Origin of the sequence: Martelella sp. AD-3, from assembly GCF_001578105.1 — a bacterium.
Lineage (GTDB): Bacteria > Pseudomonadota > Alphaproteobacteria > Rhizobiales > Rhizobiaceae > Martelella.
Genome location: NZ_CP014276.1, coordinates 177,607 through 198,421 on the forward strand (window position 1 = coordinate 177,607; position 20,815 = coordinate 198,421).

The 20,815-nt window shown below is 64.0% G+C and carries 18 protein-coding genes; 7 read left to right on the forward strand and 11 right to left on the reverse strand.

From position 1 onward, the window contains the following. Window positions 1-38: 38 nt before the first annotated feature. On the reverse strand, window positions 39-1,091 hold the full coding sequence (locus AZF01_RS21875; RefSeq protein WP_152534631.1) for an AraC family transcriptional regulator: 1,053 nt from the start codon (window positions 1,089-1,091) through the stop codon (window positions 39-41). 139 nt (window positions 1,092-1,230) lie between these two features. On the opposite strand from AZF01_RS21875, the gene AZF01_RS21880 reads away from it, so the two are divergent. Then, window positions 1,231-2,403 carry a S9 family peptidase gene (locus AZF01_RS21880; protein ID WP_051424159.1) on the forward strand — a complete coding sequence of 391 codons (1,173 nt, stop codon included), beginning with the start codon at window positions 1,231-1,233 and terminating at the stop codon, window positions 2,401-2,403. A 77-nt stretch (window positions 2,404-2,480) separates the two neighbouring features. Here the strand turns inward: AZF01_RS21880 and AZF01_RS21885 are convergent, their stop codons facing one another. The 4 genes from AZF01_RS21885 to AZF01_RS21900 all read right to left on the reverse strand — a co-directional run bounded on the left by AZF01_RS21885 (window position 2,481) and on the right by AZF01_RS21900 (window position 5,454). Beyond that, on the reverse strand, window positions 2,481-2,984 hold the full coding sequence (locus tag AZF01_RS21885; protein ID WP_036238207.1) for a DUF1566 domain-containing protein: 504 nt from the start codon (window positions 2,982-2,984) through the stop codon (window positions 2,481-2,483). Window positions 2,985-3,138: 154 nt separating this feature from the next. Next, a complete protein-coding gene (locus AZF01_RS21890) occupies window positions 3,139-3,540 on the reverse strand; it encodes a DUF2000 domain-containing protein (RefSeq protein ID WP_061449940.1) in 402 nt (133 codons plus the stop codon). A 66-nt stretch (window positions 3,541-3,606) separates the two neighbouring features. Beyond that, window positions 3,607-4,413, reverse strand: a complete 807-nt coding sequence (locus AZF01_RS21895; protein ID WP_061449918.1) for an AraC family transcriptional regulator — start codon at window positions 4,411-4,413, stop codon at window positions 3,607-3,609. A 159-nt stretch (window positions 4,414-4,572) separates the two neighbouring features. Next, window positions 4,573-5,454 (reverse strand): LysR family transcriptional regulator, encoded by an 882-nt coding sequence (locus AZF01_RS21900; RefSeq protein ID WP_024709292.1) that lies wholly within the window; start codon window positions 5,452-5,454, stop codon window positions 4,573-4,575. A gap of 97 nt (window positions 5,455-5,551) precedes the next feature. Between AZF01_RS21900 and AZF01_RS21905 the strand changes: the two genes are divergently transcribed. The 5 genes from AZF01_RS21905 to AZF01_RS21925 all read left to right on the forward strand — a co-directional run bounded on the left by AZF01_RS21905 (window position 5,552) and on the right by AZF01_RS21925 (window position 13,602). Next, window positions 5,552-7,117, forward strand: coding sequence for a proton-conducting transporter membrane subunit (locus tag AZF01_RS21905; RefSeq protein ID WP_061449919.1), 1,566 nt, complete (start codon window positions 5,552-5,554; stop codon window positions 7,115-7,117). A gap of 11 nt (window positions 7,118-7,128) precedes the next feature. Next, entirely contained in the window at window positions 7,129-9,507 is a 2,379-nt protein-coding gene (locus AZF01_RS21910) for a YbcC family protein (protein ID WP_024707892.1), read from the forward strand. Window positions 9,508-9,777: 270 nt separating this feature from the next. Next, a complete protein-coding gene (locus AZF01_RS21915; RefSeq protein WP_024707891.1) occupies window positions 9,778-10,485 on the forward strand; it encodes a gluconate 2-dehydrogenase subunit 3 family protein in 708 nt (235 codons plus the stop codon). A gap of 3 nt (window positions 10,486-10,488) precedes the next feature. After that, window positions 10,489-12,261 carry a GMC family oxidoreductase gene (locus tag AZF01_RS21920; RefSeq protein ID WP_024707890.1) on the forward strand — a complete coding sequence of 591 codons (1,773 nt, stop codon included), beginning with the start codon at window positions 10,489-10,491 and terminating at the stop codon, window positions 12,259-12,261. Window positions 12,262-12,273: 12 nt separating this feature from the next. Further along, window positions 12,274-13,602, forward strand: a complete 1,329-nt coding sequence (locus AZF01_RS21925) for a cytochrome c (RefSeq protein ID WP_024707889.1) — start codon at window positions 12,274-12,276, stop codon at window positions 13,600-13,602. 98 nt (window positions 13,603-13,700) lie between these two features. Here AZF01_RS21925 and AZF01_RS21930 read toward each other — a convergent pair whose 3' ends face one another. From AZF01_RS21930 to AZF01_RS21945, 4 genes are all read right to left on the reverse strand, one after another. Beyond that, window positions 13,701-14,687, reverse strand: a complete 987-nt coding sequence (locus tag AZF01_RS21930; protein ID WP_024707888.1) for a zinc-binding alcohol dehydrogenase family protein — start codon at window positions 14,685-14,687, stop codon at window positions 13,701-13,703. A 20-nt stretch (window positions 14,688-14,707) separates the two neighbouring features. Then, the gene (locus AZF01_RS21935) at window positions 14,708-15,484 is read right to left on the reverse strand and encodes an ATP-binding cassette domain-containing protein (RefSeq protein ID WP_036236938.1); all 777 of its coding nucleotides are present in this window, start codon (window positions 15,482-15,484) and stop codon (window positions 14,708-14,710) included. Between the two features lie 65 nt (window positions 15,485-15,549). Beyond that, the gene (locus tag AZF01_RS21940; RefSeq protein ID WP_024707886.1) at window positions 15,550-16,488 is read right to left on the reverse strand and encodes an ABC transporter substrate-binding protein; all 939 of its coding nucleotides are present in this window, start codon (window positions 16,486-16,488) and stop codon (window positions 15,550-15,552) included. Between the two features lie 40 nt (window positions 16,489-16,528). Next, window positions 16,529-17,539 (reverse strand): ABC transporter permease, encoded by a 1,011-nt coding sequence (locus AZF01_RS21945; RefSeq protein ID WP_051424049.1) that lies wholly within the window; start codon window positions 17,537-17,539, stop codon window positions 16,529-16,531. A gap of 153 nt (window positions 17,540-17,692) precedes the next feature. Between AZF01_RS21945 and AZF01_RS21950 the strand changes: the two genes are divergently transcribed. After that, window positions 17,693-18,595, forward strand: a complete 903-nt coding sequence (locus AZF01_RS21950; RefSeq protein ID WP_024707884.1) for a GntR family transcriptional regulator — start codon at window positions 17,693-17,695, stop codon at window positions 18,593-18,595. Between the two features lie 73 nt (window positions 18,596-18,668). Here the strand turns inward: AZF01_RS21950 and AZF01_RS21955 are convergent, their stop codons facing one another. After that, window positions 18,669-19,652: an aldo/keto reductase gene (locus AZF01_RS21955; RefSeq protein WP_061449920.1), complete on the reverse strand. Its 984-nt coding sequence runs from the start codon at window positions 19,650-19,652 to the stop codon at window positions 18,669-18,671. After that, entirely contained in the window at window positions 19,649-20,755 is a 1,107-nt protein-coding gene (locus AZF01_RS21960; RefSeq protein ID WP_024706670.1) for a D-mannonate oxidoreductase, read from the reverse strand. The genes AZF01_RS21955 and AZF01_RS21960 overlap by 4 nt, the downstream gene beginning before the upstream one ends. Window positions 20,756-20,815 lie beyond the last annotated feature (60 nt).

A 20,815-nucleotide genomic window follows, 5' to 3' on the forward strand; every position in this document is an offset into this window, starting at 1 on the left:
TGCCAAATGGCGCCCTCGCCCTGAAAGGCCGCGAAGGCTCACCTCTCGTTCTCCGGAACAGCTTCCTTTTCGCGCCGCAGGGAGCCCGGGGATTGACCGAACCAGCGCAGCGCCGCGTGGTTGAAGGCCGCCAGTTCGCCGTAGCCGAGCCGAAAGGCGATTTCCGAAAGGGAAATCCTGCGATCGCCGAGAAGCTGGCGCGCGGTTTCGGAGCGCACCGCATCGACTTCTTGCCTGAAGGATGTTCCCTCGTCTGAAAGCCGTCTCTGCATGGTGCGCACGGACATGCCCAGACGAGCGGCCACACTGCTCTCCGATGCTATCGAACCGGCCATATGCTCACCGAGATGATGACGCACACGGCCTGCGACACTGTCCAGAGCCGGAACATCATCCAGCCCTCTTTCGGCGGCGTCTTCCAGCGCCTTCCAGACGGGAAGCGAGGTGTCTTTGCGGATATCCTTGAGGCGCGCGCGATCGAAGGACACGGCGGCGGCGGGCTGTTCAAACAGGATGGATGAACCAAACACCTTATGGATCGGCTCAAGATCGGCAGGCGCGGCAAAATCGAAATGCGCCGAGACCGGCCGTACGGCCGCCCCGAAAACATGTTCGGGAATGAGCGCCACATTGGCCAGGGCCCAGATCGTTCCGAATTGCGCGGCGCGGCTGAACCTCGGCCCGACCCTCGCATGGCTGTGCGTCATCGTCAGGCGATAGGGCGTGGTCGTGAGTTCAAAGGCAGAGCGCTGGTTCAAGAGGCGGTTGAACCGCGCCATCTGGTAGAAAACGGCCTGCGGCGTCTCACTCTGCAGGATCAGCTCCCCAAGGATGCCGAGCCGGGTGAGGTCCGTCTTGAGGGCAAGGACCGCGCCAACCTCGGGCCCGCCCCAACGATCGGTCAGAAGCGTGCCGAGTTCAAGAACAGCCTCTTCACCCATGTGAGAACCGGCGGAATGTCCCTTCTTCAACACAGCCGAAGCCTTTCGAAATCCAGCGGCCTCCAGCTTCGATATAAGGTCATGCTGGCGGGCAAGGTCGATCAGCTGGTCGAACAGATCGATGGATGTCTTGGCCTCGAATGTGCGCATGGCGGCAGCCTTCAACGGGACGGGGTGCCAGACTATGCGCAGTGGCGGAAAATATCAAAGAATTGGCGGAAAATATCAAAAAATGCCGCCTGGTCTGCGCGATACCGGAGATCGTTCAAACCGATAAGGAGGCATGACAATGTCAGATTTCAACAAAGCGTCTGCAGGACCCGTGGGCATTCGTCATCTTTTCGAAGACCAGACCTATCACTTCCAGGCTTTGCGCGTGCTGAGCGACGCAGGCGCAGGCGCCGCCGATATCGCCGAAGTGCTGCAGGCGATATCGACCGTTCCCGCAGGCGACGCCGATGCGTGGTATGACGCGTTTGCCCGGATTGCGCGCGTCAACGAGACGCTGGCAGACGATGGCAGCGACCGCTTGAGCCGCGGTCTTGCCCGCTTTCGCGCGCACACCTACTGGCGGACATCGGAGTTCTTTCTCCCCGGCGACGATGAGCGGCGCGCCATTGCCTGGAAAGGCCAGATCGAAAATTTCGATCAGGGGCTTGCCGACCATTCCATCGCCTATCAGCGCTATGAAACGCCCTATGAAAACGGTGCGCTCAAGAGCATCTTTTTCCCGGTCGAAGGCGGAGAGAAGCGGCCCTTGATCGTGATCGTCGGCGGCTTCGACGGCACGCTCGAAGAACTCTATTTCATGATGGGCAAGGCGGCCAATGAACGGGGATACAGCACGCTCCTTTATGAAGGTCCCGGACAGGCCGGTCCGGTGCGCGAACAGCAGATGTATTTCACCCATGAATGGGAAAAGCCGACCGGCGCGATCCTCGACGACATTCTGGCGAAACACCCGGAATTCAACCGGGTCATTCTGACGGGCATCAGCCTCGGTGGCTATCTTGCGCCGCGGGCAGCCGCGTTCGACGACCGGATCGACGGCGTGATTGCCTTCGATGTGATGTATGATTTCGGCGCCGTCGTCGAGAAATTCCGGCCGATGATCCATCATCCGGTCCATTCGAAACTGCCGGGCGTGGCCTGGGCACTGGATAACGGCCAATGGGTGTTCGGCAAGGAAAGCCCGGAGGCCTTCATCGACGCCACGCATGCCTTCACGCTTGCAGGTGTCGCGAACCGGATCAAGGGCGATGTCCTGATCCTGGCCGGTGCCATCGACCACTTCGTCCCCGTTTCCCAGGTCGATGATTTCGAAAAGAGCCTTACCAACGCCCGGTCTGTCGAGAGCGTCATTTTCAGCGAGGAATCCGGAGGCGGCGAACATTGCCAGGTCGGCGCCGCCGCCCTCTGGCAGGCCGCTGCCTTCGACTGGATCCTGCGGCATTTCGGGTAAGGGCCTCAAGGCCCGGAGAGACGATACGTCTCGTGACAAGCCCGGACGCTTCGCTGCCCCGGGCTTGTCTCATGTCGTCATCGCCGCGCACTGTCTTTCACGAGCAGGACGGACAGGTGAAAACCCTGGCTGTGCATGTCGAAAAAGCCGTTGGTGAAGTCGAAGAAGTAGAACATGTCGGGCATCGCTTCCGAGGATGTCCAGAACAACGCGCCGTCGCCGAAGTCGGTGGCGGCGATATCGGGAAAGGCGACAGAGTCGATCTTTGGACCCTCGCAGGTGTCGAGGATAAGGGTTTCCAGTTCCTGCCCGGTCGGAACGCGCCAGCCGTCGCCTTGCCGCGCGGCGTACTCAATCGCCTCGTTCAGTCCAAGGTCGCGCGCCGCGCCGGAACAGGCCCCTGCGCCGGCGTCCCATTGCATGCCGATCGCGCATCTTTTCCAGGTCAGCCCGTGTTCCCGGCTCGTCGCCTCGTCGCCCTGCAAGACAAAGCCGTCGCCGTCCGGCGTGATGCAGCCTGCATCCGCAGTGACGGGAACAAGAAGGGATAGTAAGAGGGTCGACAGGACACTGGATCGCATGCAGCATTTTCCTTGATTTGATTTCGAACGGCGCGATGAATGCTTGGATCAGGTCCGGTAAGTCCGGTTTATGGCAAAACGCGGCTCGGATGCCGCGATTGTGTAAAGATCGTCCCTTTTCCGAGGATCGCCTGCCGCGTTTGGGCGGTCGCCATCAGCGCAGCAGCGGCAGGCGGCCGCAGATCCGGTCCACGGCCTTGCGCGAGCCGGCGATCAGGAGCGCCTGCGGCCTGTGCGCGGCCAGGGGTTCGGCGGCGATACGGGCCGTGTAGTCGGCATAGTCGCGCGCCTCGAAAGCGGCGCGCATATAGGCGAGCCGTATCGGCAGGTCGGCCGCCTTGTCGAAGATCGCAGGCAGTTCTTCCGCCGGAGCACCGAGAACCGGCAAGGCGACGGTGGTGATTCCGGCAAGGGAAAACCCGTCACCGGTCGGCGTATCCGCGCCGACAAGGTCGGGCCGCAGCTTCCCGAGGCTCATGGCCATGACGGCCGGGAAATTCGCCTTGAGGCCGGTCGGCAGCGTTTCATCCAGAATGATCACGGGTTTGAGTGACATGACGGTCTCCTTTCGCGCCACGCCATGGCATGCAGAAAGGCGCCGGGTCTTGGACGAAATTGACGTTCAGTGCCGGATGAGCGCGCCGGGCGTCACGCCGTAATGGCGGCGGAAATGGCGGATCAGATGCGCCTGATCGCAAAACCCGGCGGCAATCGCGGCCTCGACCGCGGGCGCGCCGTCGAGCAGCAGGCGGCGGGCATGATCCAGGCGGACGCGCACCACATGGCCGTGCGGCGTCAGTCCGGTGGCGCGGACGGTGCTGCGGATGAGATAGGACGGGTTCAGGCCGACGGCGGCCGCCATATCGGACAGGCTCAACGGTTTTCCGGCGGCGACGCCCTCCGCGATCAAGCCAAGCAGCGTGCGGATTGCGGCGGGCTCGTTGCCCGCCCGGCGCAGTTCCGCGCGACCGTAATGCGCGAAGGCTTCGGCCAGCACCGCATGGACAGCCTCCTCCGCCGCCAGGCGATGATCGGCCATCCGGGCGCTGTTGAGGCATGAGGCCAGGCGGGCAAGCGCCTGCGACAGCCTGAACCCGCGGTCGCGCGGGGCGATCTCGGCAAAGCCGCGAAGGCTGCGCACGCCCAGAACCGCGCGCACCGCCGCCTCGGAAGCGTACAGCATGGTGTAACGCACCCGTTCCGAGGCCGCGTGGCCGGTATGCGGCTCTTCCGGGTTCATCAAGGAGAGCGAACCGGCAGGCAGCACCATGCTTTCGCCGCGACAGAGATAACCGCCGGCACCTTCGGCAATCGCGCCGATCGCAAAGCCCTCATGCGCATGGCGGGTGAACCTCTGCGTGCTGAAGGCGGCCTCGAAAAAATCGATGCCGTGAAGCCATTCAAGATGATGATAACGGTTGCGTTGCATGGGCAATCTATAGCGCCGGAACGGCCGGCGCGGGAGGGGACCGTTTGAAAAAGAGGAGGGAATTCCGCGCGCGGCGACGGGCTAGCGGCCCGAACGCGCATTTTCCGGGTTTGCGGGCCTGATCACTGACGGCGCCATGGGTTCGATTGCCGGCGCTTTTCAGCTCTTGAAGGCATTGATCAACTCGCCAACCAGCGGATTCGGGAAACGGCGATGAAGGGTGATCGCAAAGAATTCCTCGCGCAGGTCCTCCAGCCTGCCCAGTTCGATGAGACGACCGGAGGCCAGTTCGTCCCTCACGACAATTGGCGGAATGACGGCAAGGCCGGCATTGGCGCGCGCCAGCAGGCGGATCATGGCCATGTCGTCGGCCTCGGCGGCAATCCTTGTGGCAATGCCGCGTTGTTCCACCATCGCATCGAAGGAGGCCCGAAGCGCCGATTCCGGCGTCGGCAGAATCAGGGGTTGCGAGGACAGGATTTCGGGAAGGGGCCGGCCCAGAAGCGCGCTTGCGCCCGGCGGCGCAATCACGCTGACCGTCTGCGCCGCCAGGGCGTGCGCCAGATAGGGGCTGGATGCATCGCGCGCCGGCACGAGGTTGGTCAGCACGACATCGATCGACAGCGCTTCGAGCGCGCGCAACAGCTCCGGCTGGGCGCCCGAGCGCAGCACCACCTCGACATCGGAACGGCCGATCAGAGGCTCGATGAAGCCGATCTGGAAGTTTCGGGAAAGCGTTGCCAGCGCACCGACGCGCAAGGCCCGGCGCGCCCTACCCGTATTCCTCAGCGTGGCTGTCAGATCTTCGGCCGCCCGGAAGATCGCTTCGGCATGGTCCAGCGCGATCCGTCCGGCCTCGGTGAGCACCAGCCCCCGGCCGCGCCGTTCGAAAAGATCATGGCCGAGAGCCGCCTCGAGTGTCCTGATCTGGGACGACAGGGCAGATTGCGACAGGTTCAGGGCGCGCGCGGCCCCCGTCAGGGTGCCATCCCGCGCGACCGCCCGGAACAGTCTCAGATGATGCAGGTTCAACGCCTTCACTTTCATAAAACAGAACGTTTACGAAGAATATATGTAATTTTTTCAATGAAAGCGAGGCGCTATATCGGCGGCATGTTCAATCGCCCCTGAGGTTTCGATGTCGCTTCTTGTTCCCTTGCCCCTGCTGGCGCCAATCGTGTTGCTGGCTGTCGCCGCCGTCTCGATCGCCCGTCCCGGCCGCCGCCCGGGACGGTATCCCATGATCGCCGAGGCAAGCGCGCTCGCCGCTTTTGGTTTCGCCCTGGCCGGTCTGGCGCAGCTTCTTGTCTTCGGTCCATCCACGGCGCGCCTTTTTGAAGGCCCCTTCATGCTTGCCGTCCGGCTCGATCCCGTCAGCGTGACGATGACGCTGCTGGTGGCCTTCATCGGCTGGGTGGTGATGCGTTATTCCCGCCGCTATCTCGACGGCGAAGCGCGGGAGGGGCGGTTTCACGGCCTGATGCTGGCCGCTCTGGCCGCGGTTCAGATCGTTGTCCAGTCCGCAAGCCTGACGCTGCTTTTCCTCGGTTTCGTCGCCATCGGCATCTGCCTGAAAAAGCTGCTGCTGTTCTATCCGGAGCGTCCTGCCGCCAGGCGGGCCGCAGCGAAATTCGCGCTCGTCTGGCATGCCGGCGATGTGGCGCTTTTCTGCGCCGCCGCCCTGTTTTTTGCCGGCACGGGGACGGTCGAACTCGGCGCGTTGTTTCAGTCCGTCGGACCGCATTTGTCCTTCGCCGGGCATCTGGCCGTCGGCTGCCTCGTGCTGGCGGCGGCGCTTAAGGCTGCAACCTTCCCGCTGCACGGCTGGCTGACCGAGGTCATGGAGGCGCCGACGCCGGTTTCCGCCCTGCTTCACGCCGGCATCATCAATGCCGGTGGTTTCCTTCTGATCCGGACGGCCGATCTCGTGCAGGCGAGCCCCGGCGCGATGGGCGTCGTCGTTGCCCTCGGCGGACTGACCGCGCTTTTCGGCGCGGTGGTGATGCTGACGCAAAGCGCGGTCAAGACGGCGCTCGCCTGGTCGACGATCTCGCAGATGGGCTTCATGCTGCTGCAATGCGGCCTCGGCCTCTGGCCGCTCGCGCTTCTGCATATTGTCGCCCACTCGCTCTACAAGGCGCATGCCTTCCTGTCGTCCGGCGGCGCCGTTGCGGCGGTCGCAAACCTGCACCGCCCCGGACCCATCGCCATTCCGAGCGTTGCCAACGTCCTGCGCTCCTTCGCCATCGCGCTGGCCCTCTACGGCCTTGTGTCCGTCGTCTTCTCGCTGGCGGCGGGCCCGAAAACGCCGCAGGCGCTCGCCATCGGCGCGATGCTGATTTTCGGCGTCGCCTATCTGGTGGCCCAGGGGCTGGCCGACGCCGCGCCCGCGGAGCTGACATGGCGCACATCGCTTTCGGCGCTCTTCGTCGCGCTGGCCTATTTCACCTTCCAGCAGGCCGCAAAGCTGATGTGGGGCGCAAGCCTGCCGCATGCGCCGGTCGCGGGCCCGCTTGAATGGGCGTTGATCACGCTGGCGGTCGTGTCCTTCGGCCTTGTCGCCTTTGCCCAGGCGGTGTTCCCGCTCTGGGCGCACCACCCGTCCATGGCAGGGCTCAGGGTCCATATCGCGAACGGCCTTTATCTGAACGCGCTGCTCGACCGTTTCGTCGGCGGCTATCGGCTTGCAAAATCCGGACAGTGAGAGGAATTCCAATGTTTATCGATCAAGGCTATCTCGCCCCGCTGGAGGCGACGGAAATTCTCGATGCCGGCATGCGGGCGATCCGGGCCGTGCCGCCGGCGTTCCCGCTTGAGGCGACGGTCGCGGTCAACCCGTTCCTCGGTCAGGCCGGCCAGGATTTCGCATCGGCATCCGCACGTCTTTCGCGCTGCGCAGGCGTGAGCCTCACCCAGGCGGGGCGCGTGTACCAGGCCTCCATCGTCTCGGGCCGCATCCGCGATGAAGACCTCGTCGCGGCGCTTCAGGCGAACCCGGCCGCAGACAAGCCCGGCAGCCTCGCGCTTCTGAAGGAAATGGCGATGCGGGAGCGGCCCTTGCCGAAGCCCTTTCCGACGATTGCCGATCTGGCCGCCGAGCTTTCCGGCATCGACTGGCCGTCGATCATCGAAAAGACGATCGGCCTTTGGGTCGCCGGTCATTTCGATCGCGGGCAGGCGCTCTGGTCGCCTGCGCCGAACCAGCGGGCATTCGCTGCCTGGCGGACCTGGGCGAGCCGGGACCTGACGCCGGAAATTGCCGGACTGTCAGGCTTCTGCGCGCATGTGTCCGCAGCGCCCGATACGCCGGAGCAGGCGATCCTCAAGGCGTGCTGCCGGCTGACGATCAGCCCGCAGGCGGCGGAGTTTCTCTTCCACCGGCTGATTACGGACCTCGGCGGCTGGGCGCAGCATGCACGCTGGCTGCTGTGGCGCGCCGAGCAGGAGGGTACATCCGACGAGACGCTGGGAGACCTGCTGGCCATCCGGCTGATATGGGAAGACGCCCTGCTGGGCCGGTATCCGGAGGTGGCGGATCGGTGGCGGGCGACGCTTGCGCTTTATGCCGCGCCGCTTGCGCCCACGCGTGAACATGTGGCTGACGAGATCCTGCAGGACGCTTCGGAGAGGGCTTATCTTCGGACCCTTGCCAACAATCTTGCCGCTGCAAAGCCGCAGGCCCGGAACCGCCCGGTCCTGCAGGCCGCGTTCTGCATCGACGTGCGCTCGGAAATCTTCCGGCGCGCGCTCGAAAGCCAGAGCCCGGATATCGAAACGCTCGGCTTTGCGGGCTTTTTCGGCCTGCCGGTTGCCCACCGGGACCATGGTTCGGATATCGTGGAAAACCATCTGCCGGTGTTGCTGAAACCCGCCCTGCAGTCGACCGGTCACGGCACAGCCGGGAGCGAAAACAAGACCCGCATCAAGGCGCGGACGATCCGGGCCCTCGGTCGGTTCCGGCAGGCGGCGGTCTCCTCCTTTGCCTATGTGGAAGCGGCCGGATTGTTCTATGCCGGCAAGCTGATGAAGGATACGCTTGGCCTTGGCGGCAAGTGCGCCGCATGCCATTCGGCGCCGAAACTCGCCCCGGCGCTCGACGCGGAGGCAAAGACGGCCACGGCCGCCTCCGTCTTGAAGGCGATGAGCCTGACGCGCGGGCACGCCCAAACGGTTTTGCTGGTCGGTCATGGGGCAAATGTCACGAACAATCCGCACAGGAGCGCCTATCACTGCGGCGCCTGCGGCGGCTATTCGGGCGAGGTCTCGGCAAGGCTGCTGGCCGGCCTGCTGAACGATGACGAGACCCGCGCCGGCCTGCCAGGACATGGCATCGACCTGCCGGAGGATACCCGTTTTGTTGCCGCCTTGCACGATACGACGACGGACGAGGTCACGGTGTTCGACGGAGACTTGCCCTGCGAGAAGAACGTGATGGAGCAACTTCGGACATGGCTGAGGCAAGCAGGCGCGCAGGCGCGCGCGGAAAGGGCGATGCGCCTGCCGGGCGCGAGCGCGCGGTCGATTTCGGCCAGGGCCGCCGACTGGTCGGAGATCAGGCCCGAATGGGGCCTTGCCGGATGCGCCGCCTTTGTTGCCGCGCCGCGCCATCTGACTTCCGGGAAAAACCTCGGCGGGCGGGCCTTTCTGCACAGCTATGACTGGCGCGCGGACGAGGGCTTCAAGACGCTGGAACTGATCCTGACCGCCCCCGTCGTCGTCGCGAGCTGGATCAGCCTGCAATATTATGGCTCGAGCGTCGCGCCGGAGGTTTTCGGCGGCGGCAACAAGCTCATCCATAACGTGGTCGGCGGCGTCGGCGTCGTCGAGGGCAATGGCGGCCGCCTGCGGCCCGGTCTTCCGTGGCAGGCCCTCCACAATGGCGAAAGCCTGGAACATACGCCGCTGAGGCTGTCGGTGCTGATCGAGGCTCCGGAGGGGGAGATCAGCCGCATCCTCGAGGCGCACCCCGGGGTCAAGGCGCTGTTCGACAATCGCTGGCTGCATCTGTTCGCCTTGGAGGACGGGCGGATCGCAAGGCGATATCACCCGGGCGGCGCGTGGGAGGAAGAACGGACCACTGAACGGGCGGCGTAACCCGGCCGCCCGGATCATGCCCGGCCGGCCCGCAACAGGGTTTCGATCCTGCTGCGGCTGTTCTGCGCGCCTTCGGCTGCCGAAAGATTTTTTGGCGGCGGACACGGAACAAAATGGAAGACTTTGGCGTTGTCCTGTCGTTCACGACAGACGTGCGTGTCCGGCTCGGCCCGGTCCGGATGTCATGAAGCCGCTGCTGCCTGCAAGATCATCGATGGCGTGCACCGGCGGGGAGATCAGGCCGGTGCCAGCCGGCGAGAGGGAGACATCATGCGAGATATGCCAGGACGTCCATCCCGGCGCGGGTTCCTCAAGGGGAGCGCCGCGGGGGTGGCGATTGCTTCGCTTGCCGGCGCGGTAAAGGCGCAAGCGCCCGAAAAGGAAGCCCCGCCGCCGCTCGATCAGTATGAGCGGGTCTATTTCAACGAAGCCGAATGGGCGTTCGTCATGGCCGCCTGCGATCGCCTCATTCCCTCCGGCGGCAATGGCCCGGGGGCGATCGACTGTCGGGTGCCGGTCTTCATCGACCGGCAGCTCTCAGGCAATTTCGGCAAGGCGGCGGACTGGTACATGCAGGGCCCGTTTGATCCCGCCGCCAATCCCACGCTCGGCTTCCAGAGCCCGCTGACGCCGGCGGAGATCTACCGCCAGGCGATCCCCGTCTTTCAGGACTGGTGCAACCAAACGCATGGCGACAATTTCGAAAATCTCGAAGCGGCAACACAGGATGCCGCGCTGACATCGCTGCAAAAGGGAGAGGTGGGGCTGGCGCCGGAGTTGCGCGATTTCTTCCAGTTCCTGCTTGCCAACACCAAGGAAGGCTATTTCGCCGATCCATCCTATGGCGGCAATCACGACATGCAGGCCTGGGTCTATATCGGCTTTCCCGGCGCGCGCGGCGCCTTTACTTCCTGGCCGGGCCGCGAGAACGCGCAATATCCGCTCGGCCCCGTGGCAATCAACGGAGACAGGGCGTAAACCATGGCTACAAGAACAGATCCCAAAAAAGACGTCGTCATCATCGGGCTCGGCTGGACCGGGGCGATCATGGGCATGGAACTGGCGAATGAGGGGCTCGAAATCCTCGCGCTCGAACGCGGCGACGACCGCAGCACGGTGCCCGATTTCCAGTATCCCAACATTTTCGACGAGCTGAAATATGCCGTCCGCTACGACCTGATGCAGAAGCCGGTGAACTCCACGCTGACCGTGCGCCACAACACGGCTGAGACGGCGCTTCCCTACCGTCATCTCGGTTCGTTCCTGCCCGGCGACGGCGTCGGCGGCGCGGGCGTCCACTGGAACGGCCAGAACTGGCGTCCGCAGGCGGTCGAATACCGGCTGCGCTCCTATGTCGAGGAGACCTTCGGCGCGGACATCATTCCGGAAGGCATGCAGCTTCAGGACTGGGGCGTGACGGCCGAGGAACTGGAGCCGCACATGACCAAGTTCGAAAGCGTCGCCGGCATTGCCGGCAAGGCGGGCAATATCAATGGCGAAATCCAGGAGGGCGGCAACCCGTTCGAAGCGCCGCGCTCGGCCGAATATCCGATGCCGCCCTTGAAGAACACCTGGGATTCGGAGCTGTTCGCGGATGCCGCCCGCAATATGGGCTACCATCCGTTCCCGCGTCCGGCGGCCAATGCCTCGATCCAGTATGTCAATGATTACGGCATGCAGCTTGGGCCGTGCAATTACTGCGGCTACTGCGAGCGCTTCGGCTGCAACAATTACTCCAAGTCGTCGCCGCAGGTCTGCATAATCGATGCGCTGAAACGCAAGCCGAATTTCAGCTACAGGACCCGCTCGGAGGTGCTGAAGATCGAAAAGGCCGCCGATGGCAAGACCGCGACGGGCGTCACCTATTTCGACGAGAAGACCGGCGAGGAAGTGTTCCAGCCGGCCGATCTCGTGCTGGTCTGCGCCTATTCGCTGCACAATGTCCATCTTCTGCTGTTGTCGGAAATCGGCGAACCCTACAATCCCGATACCGGCGAAGGCGTGGTCGGGCGGAACTATTCCTACCAGATGACCGGCGGCACCAGCATGTGGTTCCGGGACAAGGTTTTCAACCCGTTCGTGGGGACCGGCGCGGGCGGCATGTCGATCGACGATTTCTCGATGTCGCAGATTGATTTCGGCAAGGAAGGGTTTATCGGCGGAAGCTATATCACCTGCGGCCATACCGGCGGCCGCCCGATCCAGCAGATGTCGCTGCCGCCGGGCACGCCGGCCTGGGGCGCGGGCTGGAAGGAGGCCGTCGGCGAATGGTACGGCCACAGCCTTTCGATCGGCTCTCATGGCTCCAACATGGCCTATCGCGACACCTGCCTCGATCTCGATCCGACCTACAAGGACCGCCACGGCCGTCCGCTGATGCGCATGACCTTCGACTGGAAGGACAACGACATCAGGATGACCCAGTTCATGAAGGCCAGGATCGAGGAAATCGCAAAGAGCATGAACCCGGATGCCATGGCATCGGGCTACAAGGGCGACGGCGCGCAGTATGATGTGCGTCCCTACCAGTCGACCCACAATGTCGGCGGCGCGATCATGGGCACCGACCCGAAGACCTCGGCGATCAACCGCTATCTCCAGAGCTGGGACTGTCACAACGTCTGGGTCATGGGCGCTTCCGCCTTCCCGCAGAACATCCAGTATAATCCGACCGGCGCGGTCGGCGGCCTCGCCTACTGGGCGCTGGAGGCGTTGCGCAAGGATTACCTGCCCAACCCCCGGCCATTGATGTGAGGAGCGCGGATCATGAAAACCTTTCTTCGCATCATCCTCGCCCTCATCGTCATCGGCGTGGTGGCGCTTGCGGCGATCATCTTCGTGCCGCCATCTCTCACCAAGCCGGATGACAATCTGGCGGCTGACTGGGAGCCGGCGCCCGGCGAGGCCCAATACGTCACCCAGATGGCCGACTGTCAGGCCTGTCACACCGCCGAGGGCGGCGAGCCCTTCGCCGGCGGGCGGCCGATCGAGAGCCCGATGGGCACGATCTGGTCGAGCAACATCACCCCCGACGGGGAAACCGGCATCGGCGGCTGGACCTACGACCAGTTCCACGCCGCCCTCGTCGACGGCATCGCGCCCGGCGGGGTGCACCTCTATCCGGCCATGCCCTACGAGAACTACCGGCATATGAAGGAGGAGGATATCCGGGCGATCTGGGATTATGTCCACAACGACGTCGCGGCGGTCGACAATCCGGTGAAGGAGACCGCGCTCGACTTCCCGTTCAACCAGCGCTGGGGCATTCGTCTGTGGAACTGGGCCGCGCTCGGCAAGCCCGGCTTCCGGCCGGATGACGCGGCGAGCGAAAGCGACGCGCTTGCCCGCGGTGCCTATCTGGTGCAGGCGCTCGGCCATTGCGCGGCCTGCCACAGCCCGCGCAACATGATCATGGCGCAGGATGGCACCAATGCCGACAATCCGGCCTTCCTGACGGGCGGCGAGATCGGCGGCTGGACGGCGCCCGACCTGCGCACGGCGGAATCCGCCCTGCAGACCTGGACCGACGAGGATCTGAAGGACTATCTCACCACCGGCCGCAACGCCCATTCGGCCGTGGTCGGCGAGATGCAGCTCGTGGTCGGCGAATCCCTTCAATACATGAAGGATGAGGATGCCGATGCAATGATCGGCTATCTCCGCGCGATCTCCGACGTCACGCCCGACCCGCAGCCCGTCCCCGACGAGCGGACGACGGACCGGCTCGATGCCGCCGACGGTCCGACGACGGCGAAGCTGAAATCGGCCGAAAACCTTTCGGACGGCGAGTTGCTCTATCTCAACAACTGCAATGCCTGCCACATGCCGGACGGCCGCGGCGCGCCCGGCGTGTTCCCGGCACTGAAAGGAAACTCGCTGGTGACGGCGCCGACGACCAGGGGTCTGACGGAAGTCATCCTCCACGGCGCGACGCTGCCTTCGACGGCGGAGCGCCCGGAAAGGCTGGAAATGCCGGCCTTCGGCGACCGGCTGTCGGATGCCGATATCGCAACGCTTGCAACCTTCCTGCGCAGCGCCTGGGGCAATTCCGCCCCGTCTGTGAGCGCGGATGACGTCAAGGCGGTGCGTCGGTAAGACCCCAAAACCCGCCGCTTCGATGAGGCGGCGGGTTCCCTTGTCCTTCTGCCGATGCGCCTGCGCACGGACAAGCGCGGTCGCGGGGGCGACCGCAATTACGGTCTGACGAGCACTTTCACGAGATGATCCCGCGCGTCCACCAGCTCCGAAAAACGTCGGGGCAGATCGGCCATGGCGATCACTTCCGATGCAATCGCATCGGTCGGGATGTCGCCCGCGCGCATCGCGGCCATCACGCGCTCGAAATCGGATTTCAGCGCGTTGCGCGAGCCGATGATGCGGGCCTCGCGCTTGTGGAATTCTGAATCCGAGAAGGTGATGTCGTCCTTCACCACGCTGACGAGCACGGCGCTGCCGCCATGGGCAAGCAGCGGAAAGCCTGCCTCGATCGCCCTGGCATTTCCCGTCGCGTCGAAAACCACGTCGAACCCTTCGGAAAGCGCGCCCGACAGAATGTCCTCGTCGGGCTGGTGCCGTTTTTCGAAGCCGAACAGGTCGTGCGCGAGATCGAGCCGGGTCCGGCTCAGGTCCATCAGGTGAACATCGGCGCCGGCCAGCCGGGCAAACAGCGCCGTGCCGATGCCGATCGGGCCGGCCCCGGTCACGAGCACGACGTCCCCCTGCCCCGTCCCGGAGCGGGCAACCGCATGCGCGCCGATGGCCAGAAACTCCACCATGGCAGCCTGTTGCGGCGTCAGGCCATCGGCCGGATAGACATTTTCGTCCGGCACGGCGATGCGTGCGCACATGCCGCCGTCGCGGTGGACGCCGAGCACCGAAACCGCGCTGCAGCAGTTCGGTTTGCCGCGCCGGCAGGCACGGCACGCGCCGCAGGAAACATAGGGGTTGATCACGACAAGCTTGCCGGCATCGGGGCCGCTGGCGATATGACCGGACAGTTCATGGCCGATGACGCGCGGATAGTCCAGAAACGGATGCTTACCCTCGAAGATGTGGTAATCCGTCCCGCAGATCCCGATCGCCGCGATGTCGACCAGAACCCAGCCCTCCGGCGCCTTAAGGGGGCGCGGCCTGCGCTCGAGCGCCATCCGGCCGGGTTCGACGCAGACGATGCTTTCCATCATGCCCGTGTTCGCATCCATCAGTCTGTCGGCTCCAGGTTTTTGGCGGACCAGTCGGCCGGCAGTTCGCCCTTGATGATCAGGCTCAGCACGTCATCCTTTGTCACTTCGTTGATGGGATGCGCGCCGACAACCCGGCCCTTGTTCATCACCACCACGCGGTCGCACAGATCGAACACGTCATGCATGTCATGGCTGACGAGAAAGATGCCGATGCCTTCATCGCGCAGCTTCAGGATAAGGTCGGCCACCATTGCGGTTTCGGAAGGCCCGAGTGCTGCCGTCGGCTCGTCCATGATCAGTATCTTGGTATCGAAATAGATGGCACGCGCGATTGCGATCACCTGCCGCTGCCCGCCGGAGAGGCTCGAGACCGGATCGCGCAGATTCTTGAAATTCGGGTTCAGCCGGGCGAGCACCTCCCGCGCCTCGCGCAGCATCCGGGCGTCATCCAGATTGCCGAACCGTGTCTTCAGTTCGCGGCCGAGAAACAGGTTCGCAGGGGCGTCGAGATGGTCCGACAGCGCAAGCGTCTGATAGATGGTCTCGATGCCGGCGGCGCGGGCGTCGTTCGGCTCGGTAAAGTGCACCGTCTCGCCATCCACCCGGATTTCCCCCTCGTTCGGGACCATCGCGCCGGCGAGAATTTTCATCAGGCAGGACTTGCCGGCGCCGTTGTGGCCGAGCAGTCCGACCACCTCGCCGGGATAGAGATCGACCGACACATGGTCCACCGCGCGCACGCCGCCAAAGTGTTTTTCGATGCCGATCATGTCGACAAGCGGTGTTCGGGACATGGCTTGACCTTTCACGGAGACGGGAAAAGATGCCGGAGGCTTTATGCCAGCCTCCGGCAAAAGGCTCAGTAGAGCACGTTCTGGGCTTCGTCGGAGTCGATATTCTCCTTGTCGACCATGACGACGCCGGTATTGATGAAGTCTTCGACCTTTTGGCCGTTGAGCAGATCGATGACCGTGTTCACGCCTTTTTCGCCCATGGCGAAGGAGCCCTGCACCGCAATGGCCTCCAGCACGCCGTCACGCACGAACTCCTGCAGGTCGGCATTGCCGTCGAAGCCGAGCGCCACGAGATCGCCGGCCTTGCCCGCCTGCACGATCGCCCGGCCCATGCCGACGGCTGTCGGCTCGTTCGCGCCGAAAATGCCGACGAGGTCGGGATTGGCGGCCAGAATGTCGGTGGTCTGGTTCAGCGCCTTGGCCATCTGGCTTTCCGAATAATAGGGACCGACGATCTCTATATCGGAATTGGCGTCGATATAGTCCTGAAAGCAGCCGACGCGGCCGATTTCCGAGCCGACGCCCGCGACATAGGACATGACGGCAACCTTGCCCTCGGTTCCGGCCTCCTCGATCATCCGCTTTGCGACCTGCTCGCCGGCCGCGCAATTGTCGGTCGAAAGGAAGGCCTGGTAGCTGTCCTTGTACTGGTCGGAAAGCGCGCTATCGATGATGACGACCGGAATGCCGCTCTGATAGGCACGCGTGACCACCGGGCCCAGCGCTTCCGGGTCGGACGGCGCCAGCACGATGCCGGCGACGCCGCGATTGATCGCGTTTTCGACCAGGTTCACCTCGGCGGCGATGTCGCTTTCGGCCGCCGGCCCGTCGAAGCTCATCGTGTGCCCCGACTGGTTCGCCATTGCCGCCTGGGCGCCCTTGTTGACGTTCTGCCAGAAGTTGGAATTCGTGGTTTTCACGATGACGGCGATCTCGCCGGCATGCGCCATTCCCGCGGTCAGTGCGAACGCGGATGCCGCGATAAGGTATTTCAGGCTTTTCATCTCATTCCTCCTCTATTGAGATGCAGAAAAACTTTTTGGCTCAGCCGCCCCTGCGGCTGCGCACGTGGTCGATCCAGACCGCGCCGATGACGACGAAGCCGATCACGATCTGCTGGATGAAGGCGGAGACGCCCGCCATGTTGAGCCCGTTGCGCAGAATGCCGATGATGAAGGCGCCGATCATGGTGCCGGAGATCGTGCCGACGCCGCCGGACAGCGATGCGCCGCCAATGACGGCAGCGGCGATCGCGTCGAGCTCGTACATCACGCCTTCGCTGGGCTGGGCGGTGACGAGCCGCGACATCAGCACATTGCCGGCAATCCCGGCCAGGGCGCCGGACATGGTGTAGGCGAAAAGCTTGGTGTGGTTCGTCCTCACACCGGAAAGGCGCGCGGCCTCCTCGTTGGAACCGGTCGCATAGATATGGCGGCCGACCTGTCGGCGGTTCAGCAGGTAGGCGGCCGCGATCGCCATCGCAAACATGAGGATCGCCGGATAGGGAATGCCGGGAAAGATCACTTTGGGAAAGCCGTTCGGCTGCATCTCGACGATGCGGAACAGCGCGCCATTGCCGAGTACTCCGAAAGCCTCGCCGAGCTGGGAGATGGGGCGCGCCCCCGTCAGCTGGAGCGCCAGCCCGCGCGCGATCAGCATCATCCCAAGCGTTGCGACGAAGGGCGGGATGCGCAGTCTGGTGATGACGAACCCGTTGAAGGCGCCGCAGAGCGCGCCGGCCGTCACGCCCACCAGCATGGCCGGGGCGACCGGCAAACCCGCCTTGACGGACATGGCGGTGATGACCCCGGAAAGGGCAAGAACGGAGCCGACGGAGAGATCGATGCCGCCGGTGATGATAACCATCGTCATACCGATTCCGAGAAGACCGATAACCGACGTCTGCAGCAATACGGTCAGGCCGTTATTGACCGAAAAGAAGGCCTGGTTGGCGAGGCCGAACCCGATGATCAGCAATACGAGCGTCATAAGCGCAGAAAGCCGGTGGAACTGGGCCTGCCCGAAGGACGCGCCGCCCCAGCCGCGCCCCCGCATCGGCCTGCTCGCATCGAACATGAGGTCTCCTCCCTCGTTCTGTACGTAATTATTTAGTACCGAATAACCGGGCGTTTGATGCGCGTCAATTGTTTTTTATAATTTAGTACGATGGTATTCTGAACCGTCGGCGCGATTCGCGAGGATGAGGCAATGGCAAGAAGCGACACCCGCTACAGAAATGCATATAACCGGCTGCTCGATTATTGCGAGACATGGCCGGTCGGCACGGCTATCCCGGCCGAAACCATGCTGAGCGACGTCGCCGACGTCAGCCGCACGGTGGTGCGGCGATGCCTGGGCCGGATGCAGGAGCGCGGACTGATCTCGTGGGAGGGACGGGAAAAGCGGATGCTGCGCAAGCCGGTCGAGGCCGACCGCATCAGGATCGAACAGCCGGACACGCCGAGCGACGATCTCGAACAGCGTTTTCTCGACTGGATCCTGCGCTTCGATGTTCCGGCAGACACGCCCTTGTCCGTGGCCGATCTTTCCCGGACCTTCGGCGTCCCCCAGCATGAGATCAAGGAATTCCTCGCCGGCCTCAGCCGGTTCGGCCTTGTCGCCCGCCGCCAGAAAGGCGGCTGGATGCTGCGCGGCTTCACGATGGACTTCGCGGTGGAGCTGTCGGATTTCCGGTTCGTCCTGGAGCTCAACGCGGTGAACCAGGCCGCCGAAGCGCCCGTCGATCATCCTGTCTGGGCCAGGCTTGCCGAACTGCGGAGGCTCCACATCGCGCTTCGGCAAAGCATCGAGACGGATTATCACGAGTTCTCCAAGCTCGACGAAGCCTTCCACGCCGCGCTCAATTCGGTCGTGAAGAACCGTTTCGTCGAGGAATTCCAGAAGGTCATCTCGCTGATCTTCCACTATCACTACATGTGGGACAAGACCGACGAGAAGATGCGTAACGCCGCCGCGATAGAGGAGCACCTGGCGATCATCGACGCCCTGGAAAGACGCGATGCCGCCGCCGCGCGCGACGCGGCCTCACGCCATCTGCGCACCTCCAAGACGACGCTTCTCTCGTCGCTCCGCTTCCACGAACTAGCCTAGAGCGCCGTGCGTCCATTCGGACGCACAAAGGACGCTCTAACCTATTGAATCTACGCATCGTGCTTTCCGAAAATCAGACCCGATTTTCGGGCCGATGCGCTAGAAAACGCTCGGCCCGTGCGGATATCCCGGCCTGCAACGCCTCGAGGTTTTTCGCAAGCGTGGCGGGCCTGGCCGTGCCGATCAGAACCGAGGCCGATGCGGGGTGTCGCTTGGCGAACTGCAGCGCGGCCGTCGGCAGCGCCAGCCCGGCCCGTTCCGCCTCCGCCTGCAGCGCCGCCACCCTTTCCAGCACCGCCTTCGGCGCGGGTTCGTAGTCGTAGGTCGCGCCGTCGACCGCACCGGTCGCAAGAATGCCCGAGTTGAAGACGCCGCCGAGCACGAGGCTGGTTTCCGCCTTGCGGCAGCGGGGAACGAGTTCCGCTTCGGCCGAACGGTCGAGCAGCGTCAGCCGGCCCGCCAGAAGGATGACATCGATCGGCCCATGGTCCATCACGTCGAGACACGCCCGGCATTCGTTCACGCCCAGTCCGAAGGCCCCGATCCTGCCGGCCTCCTTCAGCCGGACAAGACGGTCGTAGCCGGAGCCGAGAAAATCCTCCATATGCGCCGCATTGCCGGAACCGTGCGTATACTCGCCGATATCATGCACATAGACGATGTCGATATGGGTAAGGCCAAGCCGCTCGAAGCTCTGCTCGAGGCTCTCCTCGATGCCGTCGCCGGAATAGTCGTAACGCACATCGTTTTGCGCGGGTTTGACGAAACCGTCCGCTTCCGCGATCGGCTCCGCCGCCGGGGAGAGAACGCGCCCGACCTTGGTCGACACCACATATCCGGCCCGCCCTTCGAGAAAACGCCCGAGCCGCATTTCCGAAAGCCCCCGCCCGTAATGCGGCGCGGTATCGAAATAGCGGATACCGCCCTTCCACGCGGCCTGGAGCACCGCCTCGGCATCACCGTCGGTAATCTCCCGGTAGAGATTGCCGATGCTGGAACAGCCGAAGGAAACGTCGGTCACCGCCACCGCAGTTCGGCCGATCCGGTTCGTCTTCATGCGTCTTCCTCCTTCAAGGCCTCCTCCAGCAATGGCTTTTCACCCCCGTCGCCATGCCGCCGGGCCCAGTCGAGAAAAGCGCCGATCCGGCGCCGGAGCTTTTCACCGTGGTTTGCAGCGATATCCTCCAGTCGATGGTCGAGAAACGGATTGGCGAAGCGCTCGAGCGTCACTGCAATATAGTCCTCGATCCCGTCGTCCTCGCCGGCGGCGACAAAACCCGGCAGCACCTCTTCGGCATAGAGCCCGCGCAGGCGGTCGGTCCGGTCCCGGTCCGCGAGGATATCGCGAACGAAGGTCGCGCCGGCACGTCCGCGCGCCAGCCAGTCGGACACCATCCATGTATGGCCGAGGTTGAGGACGAAGAGCTTGCGCCGCTCGATCGGGCCGAGATCGGTCACAACATCAATATCGGGATGCCGGCAGGGCAGGCGCAGGCCGGGTCGGTGCTCGATCGCCCAGAGCGCATAGGGTTCGGCGACGGCGCCAGCGGGTTCAAGCGGTTCGGACACGATGCGGTCGACCAGCGAGTTGACCCAGAGCACCTCTTCGGCCAGCCAGGCCCGATAGGGCGCGTCCATACGCGCGGCGGCGTCGAGCACCAGTCCGCGCAGAACGTCGCCGTTGTTCTGGACGAGTTCGGTCGGCATGACCTGCGGCGCGGCGCCGCCGGCCTCGAAGCGGGATCGCAGCAGGTGCGCCAGCTTGGCCGGATAGGACATGGCCGGATCGAAGCGCGCCGACCTGTCGGCCGGCTTCGGCAGAAACCCCGCATCGGCCGTGTTCGAGACAATGATCTCGGCTTCTTCGGCGATGATGCGCCGCACCTGCGCAAGATCGTCAGCCAGTTCCAGACCGCGTTCGATGCTTGTCACGTGAACGGTCTCGTCGATCCTTTCACCTTTGCGCAAGCCGCGCAGGCGGACATCGTATCCGCGGGCGAGCGCAGAGAGCCGCTTCGCCCGTCCGCCGTGGCCGCTCGTCTGGACCACCGTGATGCCGCCCAGCGCCGCGTCGCGCGCCGCTGCCTCGGAAACGAACAAGTCCAGATGCGCCTGCAGGAAACGGCTCGTGCCGAATTGCAGGATCGGTGTTTTTGTCATCCCTTCCTCCCGATGAATTGGTTTATTATTATTTAGAACATAACGATACGCAAGGGCGAA